General features: G+C 62.4%; 17 protein-coding genes and 2 tRNA genes. 8 read left to right on the top strand and 11 right to left on the bottom strand.

Annotated elements, in window-relative coordinates; genetic code table 11:
• From AKL29_RS20070 to AKL29_RS20040, 7 genes are all read right to left on the bottom strand, one after another.
• On the bottom strand, positions 1 to 2,274 hold a 2,274-nt coding region (locus tag AKL29_RS20070; RefSeq protein ID WP_244482216.1), incomplete at its 3' end, for a valine--tRNA ligase.
• Between the two features lie 189 nt (positions 2,275 to 2,463).
• Positions 2,464 to 3,198, bottom strand: a complete 735-nt coding sequence (locus tag AKL29_RS20065) for a PopZ family protein (protein WP_050385335.1) — start codon at positions 3,196 to 3,198, stop codon at positions 2,464 to 2,466.
• Positions 3,199 to 3,532: 334 nt separating this feature from the next.
• Positions 3,533 to 4,936 (bottom strand): TolC family outer membrane protein, encoded by a 1,404-nt coding sequence (locus AKL29_RS20060; RefSeq protein ID WP_050385334.1) that lies wholly within the window; start codon positions 4,934 to 4,936, stop codon positions 3,533 to 3,535.
• Between the two features lie 215 nt (positions 4,937 to 5,151).
• Positions 5,152 to 5,817, bottom strand: a complete 666-nt coding sequence (locus AKL29_RS20055) for a protein-L-isoaspartate O-methyltransferase family protein (RefSeq protein ID WP_050385333.1) — start codon at positions 5,815 to 5,817, stop codon at positions 5,152 to 5,154.
• Between the two features lie 134 nt (positions 5,818 to 5,951).
• Positions 5,952 to 6,131 (bottom strand): hypothetical protein, encoded by a 180-nt coding sequence (locus AKL29_RS20050; RefSeq protein ID WP_028331942.1) that lies wholly within the window; start codon positions 6,129 to 6,131, stop codon positions 5,952 to 5,954.
• A 136-nt stretch (positions 6,132 to 6,267) separates the two neighbouring features.
• A tRNA-Asn gene (locus AKL29_RS20045) sits at positions 6,268 to 6,342 on the bottom strand.
• A 259-nt stretch (positions 6,343 to 6,601) separates the two neighbouring features.
• On the bottom strand, positions 6,602 to 7,087 hold the full coding sequence (locus tag AKL29_RS20040) for an anthrone oxygenase family protein (RefSeq protein ID WP_050385332.1): 486 nt from the start codon (positions 7,085 to 7,087) through the stop codon (positions 6,602 to 6,604).
• A 94-nt stretch (positions 7,088 to 7,181) separates the two neighbouring features.
• On the opposite strand from AKL29_RS20040, the gene AKL29_RS20035 reads away from it, so the two are divergent.
• Together AKL29_RS20035 and AKL29_RS20030 are read left to right on the top strand one after the other, a co-directional pair.
• A complete protein-coding gene (locus AKL29_RS20035) occupies positions 7,182 to 7,826 on the top strand; it encodes a TetR/AcrR family transcriptional regulator (RefSeq protein WP_050385331.1) in 645 nt (214 codons plus the stop codon).
• Positions 7,827 to 8,261: 435 nt separating this feature from the next.
• Positions 8,262 to 8,444: a hypothetical protein gene (locus AKL29_RS20030; RefSeq protein ID WP_024584196.1), complete on the top strand. Its 183-nt coding sequence runs from the start codon at positions 8,262 to 8,264 to the stop codon at positions 8,442 to 8,444.
• A 43-nt stretch (positions 8,445 to 8,487) separates the two neighbouring features.
• Here the strand turns inward: AKL29_RS20030 and AKL29_RS20025 are convergent.
• Positions 8,488 to 8,561: transfer RNA gene (locus AKL29_RS20025), tRNA-Cys, on the bottom strand.
• A gap of 180 nt (positions 8,562 to 8,741) precedes the next feature.
• On the opposite strand from AKL29_RS20025, the gene AKL29_RS20020 reads away from it, so the two are divergent.
• Together AKL29_RS20020 and AKL29_RS40850 are read left to right on the top strand one after the other, a co-directional pair.
• A complete protein-coding gene (locus tag AKL29_RS20020) occupies positions 8,742 to 9,659 on the top strand; it encodes a hypothetical protein (RefSeq protein WP_050385330.1) in 918 nt (305 codons plus the stop codon).
• Positions 9,660 to 10,038: 379 nt separating this feature from the next.
• Positions 10,039 to 10,314, top strand: a complete 276-nt coding sequence (locus AKL29_RS40850) for a DNA -binding domain-containing protein (RefSeq protein ID WP_082190637.1) — start codon at positions 10,039 to 10,041, stop codon at positions 10,312 to 10,314.
• Between the two features lie 107 nt (positions 10,315 to 10,421).
• Here the strand turns inward: AKL29_RS40850 and AKL29_RS20010 are convergent, their stop codons facing one another.
• Entirely contained in the window at positions 10,422 to 10,943 is a 522-nt protein-coding gene (locus AKL29_RS20010) for a hypothetical protein (protein ID WP_050385328.1), read from the bottom strand.
• A 281-nt stretch (positions 10,944 to 11,224) separates the two neighbouring features.
• Between AKL29_RS20010 and AKL29_RS20005 the strand changes: the two genes are divergently transcribed.
• The 4 genes from AKL29_RS20005 (at position 11,225) to AKL29_RS19990 (ending at position 14,189) form a co-directional block, all read left to right on the top strand.
• The gene (locus AKL29_RS20005) at positions 11,225 to 11,560 is read left to right on the top strand and encodes a hypothetical protein (protein WP_050385327.1); all 336 of its coding nucleotides are present in this window, start codon (positions 11,225 to 11,227) and stop codon (positions 11,558 to 11,560) included.
• 119 nt (positions 11,561 to 11,679) lie between these two features.
• Entirely contained in the window at positions 11,680 to 11,889 is a 210-nt protein-coding gene (locus tag AKL29_RS20000) for a hypothetical protein (protein ID WP_050385368.1), read from the top strand.
• Positions 11,890 to 12,447: 558 nt separating this feature from the next.
• A complete protein-coding gene (locus AKL29_RS19995; RefSeq protein WP_050385326.1) occupies positions 12,448 to 13,986 on the top strand; it encodes an anti-phage dCTP deaminase in 1,539 nt (512 codons plus the stop codon).
• A gap of 5 nt (positions 13,987 to 13,991) precedes the next feature.
• Positions 13,992 to 14,189, top strand: a complete 198-nt coding sequence (locus tag AKL29_RS19990) for a hypothetical protein (RefSeq protein WP_050385325.1) — start codon at positions 13,992 to 13,994, stop codon at positions 14,187 to 14,189.
• Positions 14,190 to 14,285: 96 nt separating this feature from the next.
• On the opposite strand, the gene AKL29_RS19985 is transcribed toward AKL29_RS19990, so the two are convergent.
• Positions 14,286 to 14,567: a helix-turn-helix domain-containing protein gene (locus AKL29_RS19985; protein WP_050385324.1), complete on the bottom strand. Its 282-nt coding sequence runs from the start codon at positions 14,565 to 14,567 to the stop codon at positions 14,286 to 14,288.
• A gap of 132 nt (positions 14,568 to 14,699) precedes the next feature.
• A partial coding sequence (locus AKL29_RS44005) for a hypothetical protein (protein ID WP_210168330.1) occupies positions 14,700 to 14,917 on the bottom strand: 218 nt, incomplete at its 5' end.

The following is a 14,917-nucleotide window of genomic DNA, read 5'->3' as shown; positions in this document are numbered from 1 at the left end:
GCGCGGCCAGGACGCCAACACCAACAGGCCGTCACGCTTTGCGGTCACCGCCCACAGCTCCTCCGTGATGAAGGGCATGAACGGATGCAGCAGCTTGAGGATCTCGTCGCGGGTCCAGGCGATCATGGCGCGGGTCTCGGCCTTGGCCGCGCCCTCCTCGCCCATCAGCACGGGTTTCGCGAGTTCAAGATACCAGTCGCAGAACACGTTCCAGACGAAGCGGTAGATCGCACCCGCGGCATCGTTGAAGCGATGATCCTCGATCGTCTCGGTGACCTCGCGGGTGACGCGCGAGGTTTCGTGCGCGATCCAGCGGTTCAACGTCTCCTTCGCGCCCTTCGGATCGAAACCGTCCGGCTTGACGCACTCGTTCATCTCGGCGAAGCGGCAGGCGTTCCAGAACTTGGTCGCGAAATTGCGGTTGGTCTCGACCAGATGCGGCGACAGGCGGATGTCATGGCCTTGCGCCGCCTCGCGGGTCAGCGCGAAGCGCAGCGCGTCAGCGCCGTATTCGTCGATCACGCCGAGCGGGTCGATGACGTTGCCCTTCGACTTCGACATCTTGGCGCCCTTCTCGTCGCGGACGAGACGGTGGATGTAGACGGTCGAGAACGGCGCCTCCTTCATGAAATGGAGGCCCATCATCATCATGCGGGCGACCCAGAAGAAGATGATGTCGAAGCCGGTAACCAACGTGTTGGTCGGGTAGTAGCGTGCGACCTCCGGCGTGTCGTCCGGCCAGCCCAGCGTCGAGAACGGCCACAGGGCCGACGAGAACCAGGTGTCGAGCACGTCCTCGTCGCGCGTGATGAAGCCCTCGCGCTTGGCGGGGTCGACCGCCATGTCGTGGCCCTGCTCCGGCGTGATGACTTCCTGCTCGACGTAATAGCCGAGCGCGTGGCCGACCGCCTCTTCCTCGGTCTCGGCGACGAACACCTTGCCGTCGGGTCCGTACCACGCCGGAATCTGATGGCCCCACCAGAGCTGGCGCGAGATGCACCAGGGCTGGATGTTCTCCATCCACTCGAAATAGGTCTTTTCCCAGTTCTTCGGCACGAACGTGGTTTCGCCCGAGCGCACCGCCGCAATCGCCGGCTGCGCCAGCGTCTTGGCGTCGACATACCACTGGTCGGTCAGATACGGCTCGATCACGACGCCGGAGCGGTCGCCATGCGGCACCATGTGGGTGTTGGGCTCGATCCGCTCGAGGAAGCCGAACTCCTCCAGCCTCGCGACGATCTTCTTGCGCGCCGCGAAGCGCTCGATCTTGTCAAACTCGGCGGCGAACTCGTCGGCGCCCATCGGCAGGCCGCGCAGATAGTCCTCGTTGCCCACCAGGCTGAGGCTGCCTTCCTGGTCGAGCACGCTGATCTGCGGCAGGCCGTGACGCTTGCCGATCTCGAAGTCGTTGAAGTCGTGCGCCGGCGTCACCTTGACCGCGCCCGAGCCCTTCTCCGGATCGGAATAGTCGTCGGCGACGATCGGAATCCTGCGGCCGACCAGCGGCAGGATGACGTGCTGGCCGACCAGATCGGCGTAGCGCTCGTCGTCCGGATGCACCGCGACGGCGGTGTCGCCGAGCATCGTCTCGGGGCGCGTCGTCGCGACCACGATGAACGATTTCGGATCCTCGGGGCTGAAGCTGCGGCCCTCGATCGGATAGCGCAGATACCAGAGATGGCCCCTGACCTCGACCTGCTGCACCTCGAGATCGGAGATCGCGGTGAGCAGCTTCGGGTCCCAATTGACCAGGCGCTTGTCCTTGTAGATCAGGCCATCGCGATGCAGCTCGACGAACACCTTGACGACGGCGCGCGACAGGCCCTCGTCCATGGTGAAGCGCTCGCGCGACCAGTCGCAGGACGCCCCGAGGCGCTTGAGCTGGTTGACGATTGTGCCGCCGCTCTCGGCCTTCCACTGCCAGACCCGCTCGAGGAACTTGGCGCGGCCCATGTCGCGCCGGCCCGGCTCCTGCCGTTCCATCAGCTGACGCTCGACCACCATCTGGGTGGCGATGCCGGCGTGATCGGTGCCGGGCTGCCACAGCACGTCGCGGCCGCGCATCCGCTCGAAGCGGCACAGGATGTCCTGCAGCGTGTTGTTGAGCGCGTGGCCCATGTGCAGCGAGCCGGTCACGTTCGGCGGCGGAATCACAATGGTGAAAGGCGCGGCGTCCTTGCGTTCAGGCCGGCCGGCCTTGAACGCACCGCTCTCCTCCCAGATCCGGGCCATCCGGTGCTCGATATCGGCGGGCTGGTAGTTTTTCTCGATCATGACAATGCGCTGTGGACCATGGAAAGCGTTAGAAAGCCGCCGGAGCGCACCAAGTCAACCGGACCGGTACGTCAAATCGACGTTTAGGGCATTTGGGGAGCTGATTGAGGGCCGCTAGGCCCAACGGCGGAAGCCAGCCTCGCGCCGGCTGCGTTACTAGCGCCGCGCGGACTGGCGCCCGCGGCGGAGCTAGCGCCCGCGGGATACCCGCTCGATCTCGGCCTTGACGATCCGCTCGACCAGCCCGGGCAGATTGTCGTCCAGCCAGGACTTCAGCATCGGCCGCAGCATCTCCTTGACCAGATCCTCGAGCGTCCGCGCATTGTTGCTCAACACCGTGTTGGCCAGCGAGTTGAAGGCCGACTCGACGGCCCGCATCGTGGTTCCCGAGATGATCTGCTGCATGGGCGCGGTCTCGATCGCCGGCGGCTCCCGGGCCGGTTCCGGCGCCCGGCTCCGCGCTTCCGTGAACTCGAGGTCGTCCTGCGGCTCGACCTTGCGGAACGACGGCGCGGCGGCCGGGTCCGGCAGCGCCATCTCGTCGGTGAGTTCGAACACGTCGGCTTCGGGCTGGGCTGCGGGCTGCGGCGACGGCCTGATCTCGGCTGCGGGCGTCGCCTCGTCGAGGCTGGCGAGCAGCGAGTCGATGTCGTCCTGACTGTTGCTGGCCGCCGGTGCAGGCGCAGGCGGCGGTGATTTCGGCGCGGGCGCGGCGGCCTTCGCGGCCGGTGGCGCTGCGGGCGGCGGGCTCTTCATCGCGGGCTTGGTTGCTGGTGCTGGCTCGACCTTCGGCGCCGGCGCTGCAGCGGCGGCCGCAGGCTTCTCGGCCGCGGCCGGCTTCGCCTCGTCGTCGGCAATGATGCGACGGATCGACGCCAGGATCTCCTCCATCGAGGGCTCTTGGACCTTCGCAGGTTGCGTCATCTCCGACTCCACATCGAAACGATTTTACATCAAGCCCGAGAGGATTCGCCGGTTCCGATGATGTGGGCGGAGATTTTCATTGCTCCCGCCCGACTTGTCCCCAGATCAAGCCCGCCCGAGGCTTTGTGCAAGCTTCGTGTCGCCCAATGCAGCGTGATCACAGGTGGCGTCGCACCTGTCATCACGCTACGCCGGCGCGCCGCGAATCGCCTTGCTGCCCGACAAAACGGTATGTCAGGCCAATTATCGAATGCAAGCAAACGCGCCTGTTTGTGGTCCTGATTAACTCAGAACCACAAACATGACGCGACAAGCGATGATGATGCGAAGGTGTTTAGCGGCCGTCGGGCGTGCGTACGCCGGCCCAGTTGTCACGAACCTGCTGGTAATGCACGCTCGGATCGTAGACGTTGGTCGAAAGGCCAAGCACCTGCGGTGACAAGCGACCAACTGCGCTCAACACGTTATAGGACGCGACGACGCGGTCGTGCTGCGCGGTAACCAGCGCGTTGCGCGCGTTGACGAGCGCCTGCTGCGCGTTGAGCACGTCGAGCGTGGTGCGCTGACCGGCCTTGGCCTCTTCGCGCACGCCGTTCAGGGCGATCTCCGACGCGGTCACCTGCGCCTGCGCCGATGCCACCTGCGACTTACCGGCGACCAGCTGGCCCCACGCGGTGACGACGTTGGCGCGCGCCTGATCGCGGGTCTGTTCGAGCACGAGGCGCTGCTGCGCCAGCGATTCCTTCGACTGGCGGATCAGCGAATATTCCGCACCGCCCTGGTAGAGCGGCACCGACAGCTGGACCGCCGTTCCCGCGCTGAACGCGCGCTGGCTGATCAGGGTCTGCTCGTACTGCTGCTGCACCGACGTTTGCAGGTTGACCGACGGGAACAGCGCTCCCTCGCTGACCTTGACCTGCAGGAAGTTGACGTCGACGCCGTACATCGCCGAGGTGACGTTCGGATTCTGGGTCAGGCTGAGATCAACGGCAGCCGCAAGCGTCGTTGGCAGGAACCGGTCAACCGGCGAGCCCGGCGCGAGGTTCTGCGGCTCGTTGCCGATGATGCGGCGGAAATTCGAACGCGTCGTCGTCAGGTTCGATTCGGCGGTGAGCTGCTGGGTTTTACCTGCCGCGAGCTGCGCTTCGGATTGCGCGACGTCGGTCCGCGTCACTTCGCCGACATTGAAGCGGTCCTGGGTCTGCTTCAGCGTCTGTTCCAGCACGCGCGTGTTGCTGCGCTGAACTTCGACGATGGCGGAGTCGCGGAGATAGTCCATGTAGATCGTGGCCGCGCTCAGGATCACGGTCTGCTCGAGCACACGCAGGCCCTCGCGCGCCGCCGAGACCTGGCTTTCCGCCGCGCGCACCCTGGGCGCGGTCTGCGCGTTGAACAGCGATTGGTTGACCGTGAGGCCTGCGCTGCGCGGCGCGTTGGCGCCATGGATTTGGGTGCGGACAAGATTGTTCGCGTCGCCGCCCTGTGTCGTCAGCGTATCGGTGTATTGGTACCCCGCGCTTGCCGTCAGTGCGACTTTCGGGCGGTAGCCCGACAGTGCCTGCGGAACGTTCTCGTCCGTTGACCGCACCTGCGCGCGTTGCGCGTTCAGCTGGGGATTGTTTTGGTAGGACCGCACCAGCGCGGCCTCGATTGTATCGGCGAGTGCGGGCACAGGGCCCATCTCCGCCAACAGAAGGACGGCAGTCGCAGCCGCGGTGACAACCTTCACCCCACGCATCCCCGGAAATCCAATCATTGTAGTCGCCGTCTCCCACACGCAAATCAGTCCGGCGGTCGCTTCAGTCGAAGTGAGTCCCGCCTCACCTTAGTCCGCAGCTAGGCCCAACGGAACTACCCCGCAACGGAACACGGTCGAAACTCTTCACATGGGGCAAACGGGCCACACTTCTGATTCGGAACGGGATTTTATCAGCCCTGCGCCGCAGGAGAGGGTCAGAAGACGAAGGCGGGAACTCGCTCGAATCCGGGTAAAACGGGGGCCGAGGCGTCGAACAGCTCGCGATGGCCGAAATCCCCGTGGGAGCGCGTCACCAGGGTGGCGCGCGGCGGCGGCAACAGACCGAACACCCCGACCAGCCTGCCCCCCTCCTTGAGCTGGCCGAACAGCCCGGTCGGGACGATCTCCGTGGCACCATTGAGGATAATGACGTCAAACGGGGCGCCCGCGGCATCGCCGTCGGCGGCTGCGGCCGTTTTGACGGTGATATTCTGGATCCCGAGCTCGGCGAACGCCGTGGTCGCCCTTGCGGCAAGCGCCGGATCGCTTTCGGTCGCGCAGACGTCTGCGGCAAAGCGCGCCAGGACGGCGGCGGCGTAACCGGTCGCGCAGCCGACCACGAGGACGCGGTCGGTGGCCTTGATCTCGGCGGCCTGGAGCATCCGGGCGAGCAGCGCCGGCGTGATCAGGCAGCGCCTCGTCGCACCGCCCTCGGCGACATCGAGGTCGAGGTCGAGATACGCCAGCGCCTGCTTGCTTGCCGGCACGAATATCTCGCGCGGCACGGTCAGCATGGCATCGAGAATACGATCATCGGTCACGTCGCTCGGACGCACCTGACCATCGACCATATACTGGCGCGCGGTCGAAAAACCGGTCATTGGCGGAGACCCTGCAAGTCGCGGCATTGCCGCTGGAGAAGCTAGAACAGGGCCATCTTTTGGAACAAGCTCCGCCAAAACGCAACACGCCGTTGGCGGGCGATCGCGCTCCCAGAACAGGCTCGTGGCGCCGTCTATTCGATCGTGACGGCAAGCCGGCCGATCAGGCGGGCCACTTCGTCGAGATGCTCGGAATCATGCTCCTCGACGGCCTTCGCGAGTCGGCGGACGCATTCATCGTCACTGATGTCAGGCGCGTCATTCGGAACGAGCGTCGGCTGCGGCATCGACAGGTCGATCAAGTTAATGGTCATCAAAATCACCTCTCAAGACCCGACGGAAGCGAGTGTTGAACGTTATTGAGTCGATTTGACGACGTTTTCGGCCTGTCCGCTGCGGACCACGGGCTTGTGATTGGCGATTTGGGGGATCGATGGGGCCAGACCAAACTGGCTCCCCGGGCTGGATTCGAACCAGCGACCATTCGATTAACAGTCGAATGCTCTACCGCTGAGCTACCGAGGAATAGGCGAACATCTGTTCGCGAGCGGGCAGCGTATAACAAAGCCTTTCGGCCTTGCAAAGAACCAAATCGCCCCTCCGGCGAAACTTTACCGGGGACCGTAAATCTCTGCGTTACAAGGGTTTAACCATTCCTCCGCGCGGTGCGTGCCCGGCCGCCGCCCTTGCGGGCACCTGAAACACCGCCAGCGCCGCGATCGCGCCGCGGCTGCGATTCTGGTCTCGGGCACCACCGCCCGGCTTCGCCGCGCAAGCCGGCAGGCTATCGCCCGCCGATGGCAACGATGAACAGCGCGGTCGCGGCCAGCGAGGAGATGGTCCGCACGTGGTTCCAGAAGGTCCAGTCGGTCAGATAGCGCGCCCAGACAGATGCCGCCGACGTGCCCGCAGGGTCAGAGGCCGCAAGCTGATCGTTCAGCGGCACATTGAAGGCGACCGTGACGACGAACATGCCGACCACGTAGAGGGCGCCGCCGCAAATCATCGCAATCGCGCCCGGCTCCTGCCATCTGAGCCCGCCGAGCACGACCAGCACAGCGCAGGACAGCGTGGTGCCGAGGAACACCGGCATGAACGGCGAGCGGACGATATCGGCATTGATCGCGTTCATTGCCGAGATGCCGGCGGCCTGATCGATGCGGCCGAGCGCGGTCATGACGAAAGCCGAGAACGCGAAATAGAGCCCGGCGAGCAGGCCGCAACCGAGCGCGGAAAACCACAGCAAGGCCGAGGTCAGGATCTGGCGCATCGTTCCGCCTCCAAATGCGAGATATACTCGTATTTGTGAAATGCGATAAACTCTCGTATTAGGGCCGTCAACCCCGATCGCAGGGAAGCGAGAGATGTCGAGACGAAAGGCCGCGGCCGTGGAAGTCCCCCTCCCCGGGCTGGCGCGGCTTGCCCCGACCCAGCAGCGCAGCCGCGAGCGCTTCGAGCGCATCCTTGCCTGCGCGACCGAGATCATGGCGGAAAAGGGCAGCGAGGCCTTCCGCATGAGCGACGTCGTCGCGCGCAGCGGCGTCGCATTCGGCTCGCTCTATCAATATTTCCCGGACAAGGCCGCGATCATCGGCACCCTGGCCGAACGCCATAACGCGGTCGGGCGCGATTGCGTCAGGCGCGATCTGGCCACGGTGACGACCGCGCGCGACCTGCACCCGGCGCTTTGCCGGATCGTCGACAGCTACTACGAGATGTTCATGCGCGAGCCTGTCATGCGCGACATCTGGCAGGCGACGCAAGCCGACCGCGCCCTGCAGAAGCTCGATGCGGACGACATGGCCGTGCTCTCCGGCCTGCTGTCCGACGCGGTCAGGCGGATTGCGCCCGGCATGCCGACTGCCGCCTTCGCCACCTTTTCAGCACTGATCATGACGCTGATCGCAGCCGCCGTGCGTCACGCGATCATGCTGCCACCGAGGAAGGCGCGGCAGGCGCTGACGCAGTTCAAGACCATGCTGCCGCACGACCTCACCGGACTGACGTAACGGCGCGCAGACGTCGGGAATTTCCTCCGGCTCGAGGCGATAGACAGCGGGCGTAGGCGATTTGCGCTGTCCGGGAGCTGCCCGCAGCACCCAACAGTGCCCACTGGTGAGACCATGTCAGCAAAAGCCGAGGATCGAGGTGGCATGCGATCAACAAGTATCCCGCGATGCACGGCCTCATTGTCACGGCTCCCTAAAACTTCTGCGATATTTGACGGCTATGAGGATTGCCGGGAATTCCGGGCGGAGTTTTTCGCAAGATGTGATCTGTCTCACATGAGGTGCGGCCACGCCGACCTAGGTTCCCGAAGGGTCACCAACGATTTGTTAACCAACACGGGCGCCATCGTTCTTTTCATAAAATTCGAACGAATCGCTCAATCCGGACCGAAGACAGTTTTGCGACCATGGCGCTCTCGAACCTCGGAGAGCGCGATGAGCGAAGTCGAATTTGATCTGCTGCTGGACGCCGTGCGAACGGCGATCGCGCCCATTGCTCAGGAGGATTTCGTGGCTCAGCCCTCGCCCCGCATTCAGCCGCCACCGCGCGCGGCCAATGACAACCAGGCGCCGTGGCCGCTGATTCCGTTTCCTGAAGGTTGGTACGCCGCGAGCTAATGCGGCTTCTCATTGATTGGCTGCAAGCCATTGATGAGATGAGTGGAGGCCACGACCAGAATTGAACTGGTGTACACGGTTTTGCAGACCGTTGCGTAACCACTCCGCCACGTGGCCCCGACGCGGGCGGATCAATACAGCGCCTCAAGCACTTAGGCAACCGCCCTCGCGCCGTTTCCTGTACAGTTCTGAATCTGCCAAACCGTGGCAATTCTGAAACTGGTGTGCCGGGTCTGTTCTGGCTCGTGCCGGGATGCCATATTGAAGCGACCGGAGGTGGCGAAATTGGGGGGTACCATGCGCCGTGACAAGAATGTCGATCGGCGCATTCTCCTCGCCATCGAGGCCAAGCGCAGCAGGGCTGCCGCGCCAATCCACATCGACGGCATTGACCATCAAGACACGTTGGATCACCTCGCCTCCATGTACGAAGAGGGCCTCTACAGCGGTCCGAAACCACACAAATCTAGTCGGACAGGAGAAGTCGATCACGTCCTGGTCGGCGATTTAACTCCGTCGGGACGTCAGCGCCTGCAAGATCTCAATGATGAGCACCAACGCGACCTAGACCAGTTCATGATCGGCCGAGCCGTCACGTTTGAGCGGGATACGGATCCACTGCCCCAAACAAATGCGGGCCCCAAAGGCGTTCAGGGCGGTGGCGTCGCAGGTGAGATCAGACCGGCCATTTCCAATGACTTGCCCAGCGCTGTTGTGACTGGCGGCCCAGGCTCCGAAGGGCGGCCCAACCGCACGGCAATCGGCGCCGTCGTCCTATTACAGGTCGACGCTCTCTTGCTTCTGGTTCGGAACGAAGCGGATCGGCAGCGCCAATTGCGCATCAACGATAATCAAGATCTCCGCGAGCTTGATGAACTCGAGGAGAAACTCGACAAGGTCAGGAGCACCACGGTCGAGGTGGCAGGCGGACAGGCCCCGCCGGAGGCCGCCGAACAGGCCGCCAGATCATTGGGCAGCTACGTTCGCTCGTGGTTCGACAAAAATCACGAGGCGATCCTGACTGAGGGATTTAGGACGTTGAACGGCACTTTTAAGATGGGTGTATTCGTATCGGCCACAGCGATTTGCGCCTCACTTCTGCACGTCGAACCGACCCTGGCGGCGACGATTTCTGGGGTGCTCGCAGGCGGTGCGCCGGTAAAAGACTCGATCAAGGCCGTTGCCGAGTGGTGGAAAAGCCACAAAGACCCGTAAGCATGACACACGCGGATAAAACTCAAAAAATTCAGCGCATAAAATGACTTAATCCGCTGCACCGCGTGCCAATGGCCCACCTCGACCTATAGGCTGGTGCCATCTCTTGGAGGGACGGCGGTGCGACGATTACTTTTGCTCGTCTGTGCGAATGGCAGAGTGAGGGCGCCACACTTGCGATCTCGTCCGGACTGGGATTGCCGATCCCCAGATTGAAACAGGGCGCCGCCGGGACAAAGCATTTCGAGCCCGGCGGCGTAGCTTTTCGGGAAGATCGGAACAGGCATGCCGCGGCAACGGACCGCCGGCTGTAGGTCACGTCGTCGACATAAAGGCGCGCATGATGGACCTTCCGCACCCCGGAAGCCCAGGAGGTCAAATGCCGCCCGCCGATCAACTAGGCGTCGCTGACGAACCGCCTTCCGGGTCCGAACTCACCGCCTACGATGAAGCTCACGTGGTTACCTATTGGCGCATGCTCGATGCCGCCGCGGAAGGCGCCGACTGGCGCGAGGTGTCGCGGATCGTCCTGTGCATTGATCCAGCGCGTGAGCCAGATCGGGCCCGACAGGCTTATGACAGCCATCTTGCGCGGGCGCGGTGGATTGCCAATACCGGATACCGTCAACTGCTGCGGAGCGGGTGGCCTAAGTAGGCGGCCCGATCTTCGAGAAGCCTGACGCCGGTGCAAGCCACGCATCCGGGCAGCGGAACCAAAATAGATGGACCCGCCAGGTATGAACCGGCGGGTGCGCAGAACGTTCAGAGGGTGAACCTCCGCGTGAACTTGAGCGCAGCGAGGGCGCCCGCAAGCGTGATCGGCTCGATGTTATCGACCTTCTCCCGCGCCTTCATCTCCATCGCTTCGGCGGCGGCCAACGCCTCATTGAGAGGATCGAGCCGCGCGACACGGCGCGCCCACGAGGCCGACAACCGGACGTGCTCATCACGGTTGCGATCGGGGTACTCGTCTGCTGGCGTGTACCGATCGATTTCGACATGCGTCATCGACGGGAACCCCTCCTCGCTATTACCAACGCTGATGACGCACGGATTAAGATCGCCAACTCGGTCCAATTCTCGCTCTGCCGCCTCAACCGCCTCGGCCGCACCCGCCAAGATATCATCAACTTTCGCGTGCTCCACGAGCGCCGCGAAAATGGGATCGGGTTCGGCTGCCAAAGCTGCCGTAGTGGTGGCCCCCGCGACCAGCGCGCCGCCGCCGGCGAGCGCTTGCAGAAGCCTACGGCGTGATGTGGTAGAATTCGGTTTAGCCTGTGCCATGGTCCAGATCCTTGGTGCTGGTTAGAGCCGAGGGGAAGGTGCGAACTTCCCTTCGGCTTGATTTCGTGATACCATGGCTTCATGAGCAAGTCAACTGGTGATACCACGAAACCTCGAAAGCCACGAGCCCCTACCACGGGCGAACCGATAATGGTGCGCGTTCAGCCAATGTTAGCTGATCAGATCGACGCCTGGCGCCGGGCGCAATCTGACCTTCCCAGCCGCCCCGAGGCCTTGCGCCGACTTGCCGAACAAGCTCTTGCGAGGTCTCCGAAGAAACAATGAGCTGTGGCCCCTCCCGCTTCGTTCGGCCCGAGCTGACCGACGAGACACCGATCACCCTTCGCGAGGCTTGCGACCTCTATTTCCGTGGCATCATCACCGAAGTCAGTCTGCGCGCCGAGCATGCTCGCGGGATGCTCACAATTTTCCGGGTTGGGCGCCAAGACTTCACGACCCTGCGGTTTGTCCGCGAGATGCAGGACCGGAAATGTCGCGAGCAAAATCCGAAAATCTGCGCTCCCGCTTCGCCATCGGCGGCAGACGCGGAAGCGGCGCGGGCCGCGGCAAGGGCGACTTTTAAGAGGCTCAAAACCTCCCTGTCGCGGCGCGCATAGCAAGCCTGGCACTCAATATCTCGATATCCAAATCGAGCAATCCGATTGACGCGCTTTGTTCTCGTAGCAGCGAGCAGGATCTCCGATACACTGAGGCCGGAAGCATGGAGAGTGATGCTATGTCGAAGGAACCGGACAATTACCCGGGACAGATCGCGCAGATCGAACTCGACGAGTCGACGGCGATCGCAGTCGAGCAAATCGACGACGAGATCACGATCGTCATCACCAGCGTAGTCGGCGTTCATTTTCAGGTAACGGCCGATCAAGCACTCGCGCTCTCTCGCGCGCTGGCTGTTGCCGCGGCGAATGCCGCCTCCTCAACCTAAAACCTAACGATGACCGAACCACCGCGCGTCCTGTCCAAGCAAGAGGCCGCCGCCTATTGTGGCTGCAAGACATTGGCAACATTCGACCAATGGCGGGCGAAAGGCATCGTCCCGGGCCCCATCCCCGGCACCACAAAATGGGACCGTAAGGCCATAGATGCAGCCCTCGACCGGGCTAGCGGCCTTATGGCTGAACGAGAGAAGGATCTGTCACCATTCCAGCGCTGGAAGGCCGTGGAGCTTGCTGCGGGCCGACTTCCGCGATCCACAGGTTAGTTGAGACACGAGGTGCGGCGGCAACGCGCGGAATTCGGATACCTCATCGCGCTCCTATCAGGTGCGTTCAGACAGTGCGCTTATCGCGCGAGGGAGCCGGGACGATCTTAGCCGGCATGGATGGCACTCGTGCAGGCGCGCTGTCGTTCAGCAGATAAGGAGGCGCGCGAGAATGCTACGCCCCCGGCGTGACCAATGTGTCCGAAACACTTGCAAAACCACAAGAATCCTTGCAGGTTAAAGCTTTACCGACGGCTCGATGAAATTTTAGGTTTATGTTCAATGGTTAGAGCGAAAGGCGCCAGCGCGCCAAGAATTACGGCCGCGAGCAATATCGACAATATCGCGGAGATCAAAGACACCCACACAAGCGAACTTGTCATCGCCCTCTGTGGCCCGATCGGATCGCCTATCCAAGACGTAGCGAAGGCGTTCAAGGAGTGCCTAGAGAAGAGCTTTGGGTATGACTATGCCGAGATTCTGAAACTCAGCCGTCAAATCGAAAAACTCAGCGGAGCGGCCCCAGCCGGGGACGAATACAAGCGCGTAAAATACCTGATCGATAAGGGAGACGAACTCCGGGAAAGATACGGCGCCGGCGTGTTGGCCGAGCTAGCGGTCAGCGAAATTGCGCTCGATCGCCAGAAACACAAAAAGAAGGACGGCCCGGAAACATTTGAGCCGCGGCGCGTTTGCCACATCATCGATTCGATCAAGAATCAGCAGGAACTCGACCTGCTCCGCCTAGTCTATCGAGACATGGTCTACGTGGTGGGAGTGTACGCCCCTCAGTCGCGCAGGACCAAGTCGCTCGAGCAGAAGGGCATGAGCCTGCAGCAAATCTACACGCTCATCGACCGCGATTCGGGCGAAGAGTTCGCCCACGGTCAGACCGTCAGGGATACCTTTCCGAATGCCGATTTCTTCCTCCGGGTCGATTCGAACTCCGGCAGCCAGGTAAAAGCGCGGGTCGAACGCTTTCTGAACCTCATCCTGGGCGTCAAGGTCATGACGCCTACTTACTCGGAAACGGCAATGTACGCTGCCGCCTCAGCCGCGGGTAACTCGGCCTGCCTATCCCGTCAGGTCGGCGCCGCGATCACCGACGCGCAGGGTGACGTGATCGCGACCGGATGGAACGATGTCCCCAAGTTCGGCGGTGGGCTCTACGCTGCCGATCCCAATGGCGACCCTAAGTCCGACCACGACCTGCGCTGCTGGAACAAAGGCGGCAAATGCCACAACGACGACGAAAAGCATCTGATCGCCGAGATGCTCGTCAACGAGCTCGTTGGGGTCAAGACAATTGCCGAAGCTGACAAGGAAAAGGCAAAAAGTGCAATTCTTGCAAATGGAAAGCTGAAAAACCTCATCGAATTTTCACGCTCAGTCCATGCCGAAATGCACGCTATCATCAACGCTGGCAAGAACGGTATTGCTTTGGCGGGCAGCAAGTTATTCGTGACGACCTATCCTTGTCACAGCTGCGCTAGGCACATCGTCGCCGCCGGCATTTCGGAAGTTTATTTCATCGAACCCTATAGAAAGAGTTTGGCAACCAAGCTCCACGATGATGCAATTACCGAAGACGAGTCGGACATGAAAAAGGTTCGCGTGCTTCCATATGATGGAGTGGCGCCCGCCCGATATTTGCGGCTCTTCCGGGTACCCCCGGATAGCCGCAAGTCAAAAGGCGTACTTTTGACGATCGATCCCCGGCATTCTCAGCCCCGCTTCGATAAGACTTTGGAAGCTCTCCCGACCCTTGAGGCGGTCGTTGTAAAGAGGCTAAGAGAGAAAAACTTAATTCAGGCGGGATAGCGCCCATGGCCAACAAATCGGACGGACAGCTCAGCTTGGACCTGACCCCTCCCCTTGTCACCGTCTCAAGCGGGCAGAATGAAAGCGGCAACAACTCCGTATTCTCGCTTTGCGCCCATCGCGAACGCAGAGAGGACGCTGAACGCGCTCGGCACTTCTCCGAAATCATCAAGCTTGCCGACCACCTCCAGCGCAAGGCCTGAACGACCCTTTCAAGGCGCCTTCGAGCCTATGCCCACGCCAATCACCTCGCCCTCCACCTAAAGAGAGCAACGACCGGGCACAATTAGCGGCCAGCTTCATAACTGGCTGCGGGTCGACTGCGCCGGCTTACGACCTGTAGGCAGCGTCTTGGGAGGCCCCGCACCCTTCCGCGGCCGAACAAACAAATCTGACGGATGAGTGCCGAGCGCCCCGGCGATGCGATCAAGAAGGTCGACCGTCGGATTTTCGGTCTGCCGCTCGAGACCACCCAGGTACGAGCGGTCAATGCCGGCCATGCGAGCCAACTTTTCTTGCGAGATCCCGCGTTGCACGCGGAGGCGGCGAACGTTCCAGGCCAAAAGCGCGCGAGCTTTCATGCCCCAAACGATGCCATCCGGCCACACCCTAAAACACAGGCTATAGCCACACCAATGAAAAAAGGCGCGGCTCGAGGCTGCGCCAGTTTCACCAGGAGGTTGCCCGTTAAGGCGCTTTCGGCTTGCGCCGAATTACTCGCGAGGCGGCCAGGTCCAATAGCGGACGGGCTCACCATCAGGGGCGGCTACGGGCTTCTCGGACACGCTCCCCTCGTCCCAAGCGTCCTTGCCCCAACCGAGCACCTTCAAATTGACGTAGGGGCCGGAAAACGTCTGCGTCACCATGGCGGGATAGGGACCATCTCCCTGCCCGTTCAGATGTACGCATCCGACGGGCGCCGTCTTGTCTG

The sequence above is a fragment of the Bradyrhizobium pachyrhizi genome (assembly GCF_001189245.1).
GTDB classification, from domain to species: Bacteria; Pseudomonadota; Alphaproteobacteria; order Rhizobiales; family Xanthobacteraceae; genus Bradyrhizobium; species Bradyrhizobium pachyrhizi.
This window is presented reverse-complemented; position numbering and strand designations above follow the sequence as displayed.

Bases quoted from the DNA above. Each gene is read 5' to 3' on its own strand.
- AKL29_RS20065 (WP_050385335.1), bottom strand. From the start codon at position 3,198: ATGACGCAACCTGCGAAGGTCCAAGAGCCCTCGATGGAGGAGATCCTG.
- AKL29_RS20050 (WP_028331942.1), bottom strand. From the start codon at position 6,131: ATGACCATTAACTTGATCGACCTGTCGATGCCGCAGCCGACGCTCGTT.
- AKL29_RS19990 (WP_050385325.1), top strand. From the start codon at position 13,992: ATGGCCAACAAATCGGACGGACAGCTCAGCTTGGACCTGACCCCTCCC.
- AKL29_RS20000 (WP_050385368.1), top strand. From the start codon at position 11,680: ATGTCGAAGGAACCGGACAATTACCCGGGACAGATCGCGCAGATCGAA.
- AKL29_RS20020 (WP_050385330.1), top strand. From the start codon at position 8,742: ATGCGCCGTGACAAGAATGTCGATCGGCGCATTCTCCTCGCCATCGAG.
- AKL29_RS20030 (WP_024584196.1), top strand. From the start codon at position 8,262: ATGAGCGAAGTCGAATTTGATCTGCTGCTGGACGCCGTGCGAACGGCG.
- AKL29_RS20055 (WP_050385333.1), bottom strand. From the start codon at position 5,817: ATGACCGGTTTTTCGACCGCGCGCCAGTATATGGTCGATGGTCAGGTG.
- AKL29_RS40850 (WP_082190637.1), top strand. From the start codon at position 10,039: ATGCCGCCCGCCGATCAACTAGGCGTCGCTGACGAACCGCCTTCCGGG.
- AKL29_RS19985 (WP_050385324.1), bottom strand. From the start codon at position 14,567: ATGAAAGCTCGCGCGCTTTTGGCCTGGAACGTTCGCCGCCTCCGCGTG.
- AKL29_RS20035 (WP_050385331.1), top strand. From the start codon at position 7,182: ATGTCGAGACGAAAGGCCGCGGCCGTGGAAGTCCCCCTCCCCGGGCTG.
- AKL29_RS20010 (WP_050385328.1), bottom strand. From the start codon at position 10,943: ATGGCACAGGCTAAACCGAATTCTACCACATCACGCCGTAGGCTTCTG.
- AKL29_RS20005 (WP_050385327.1), top strand. From the start codon at position 11,225: ATGAGCTGTGGCCCCTCCCGCTTCGTTCGGCCCGAGCTGACCGACGAG.
- AKL29_RS20060 (WP_050385334.1), bottom strand. From the start codon at position 4,936: ATGCGTGGGGTGAAGGTTGTCACCGCGGCTGCGACTGCCGTCCTTCTG.
- AKL29_RS20040 (WP_050385332.1), bottom strand. From the start codon at position 7,087: ATGCGCCAGATCCTGACCTCGGCCTTGCTGTGGTTTTCCGCGCTCGGT.
- AKL29_RS19995 (WP_050385326.1), top strand. From the start codon at position 12,448: ATGGTTAGAGCGAAAGGCGCCAGCGCGCCAAGAATTACGGCCGCGAGC.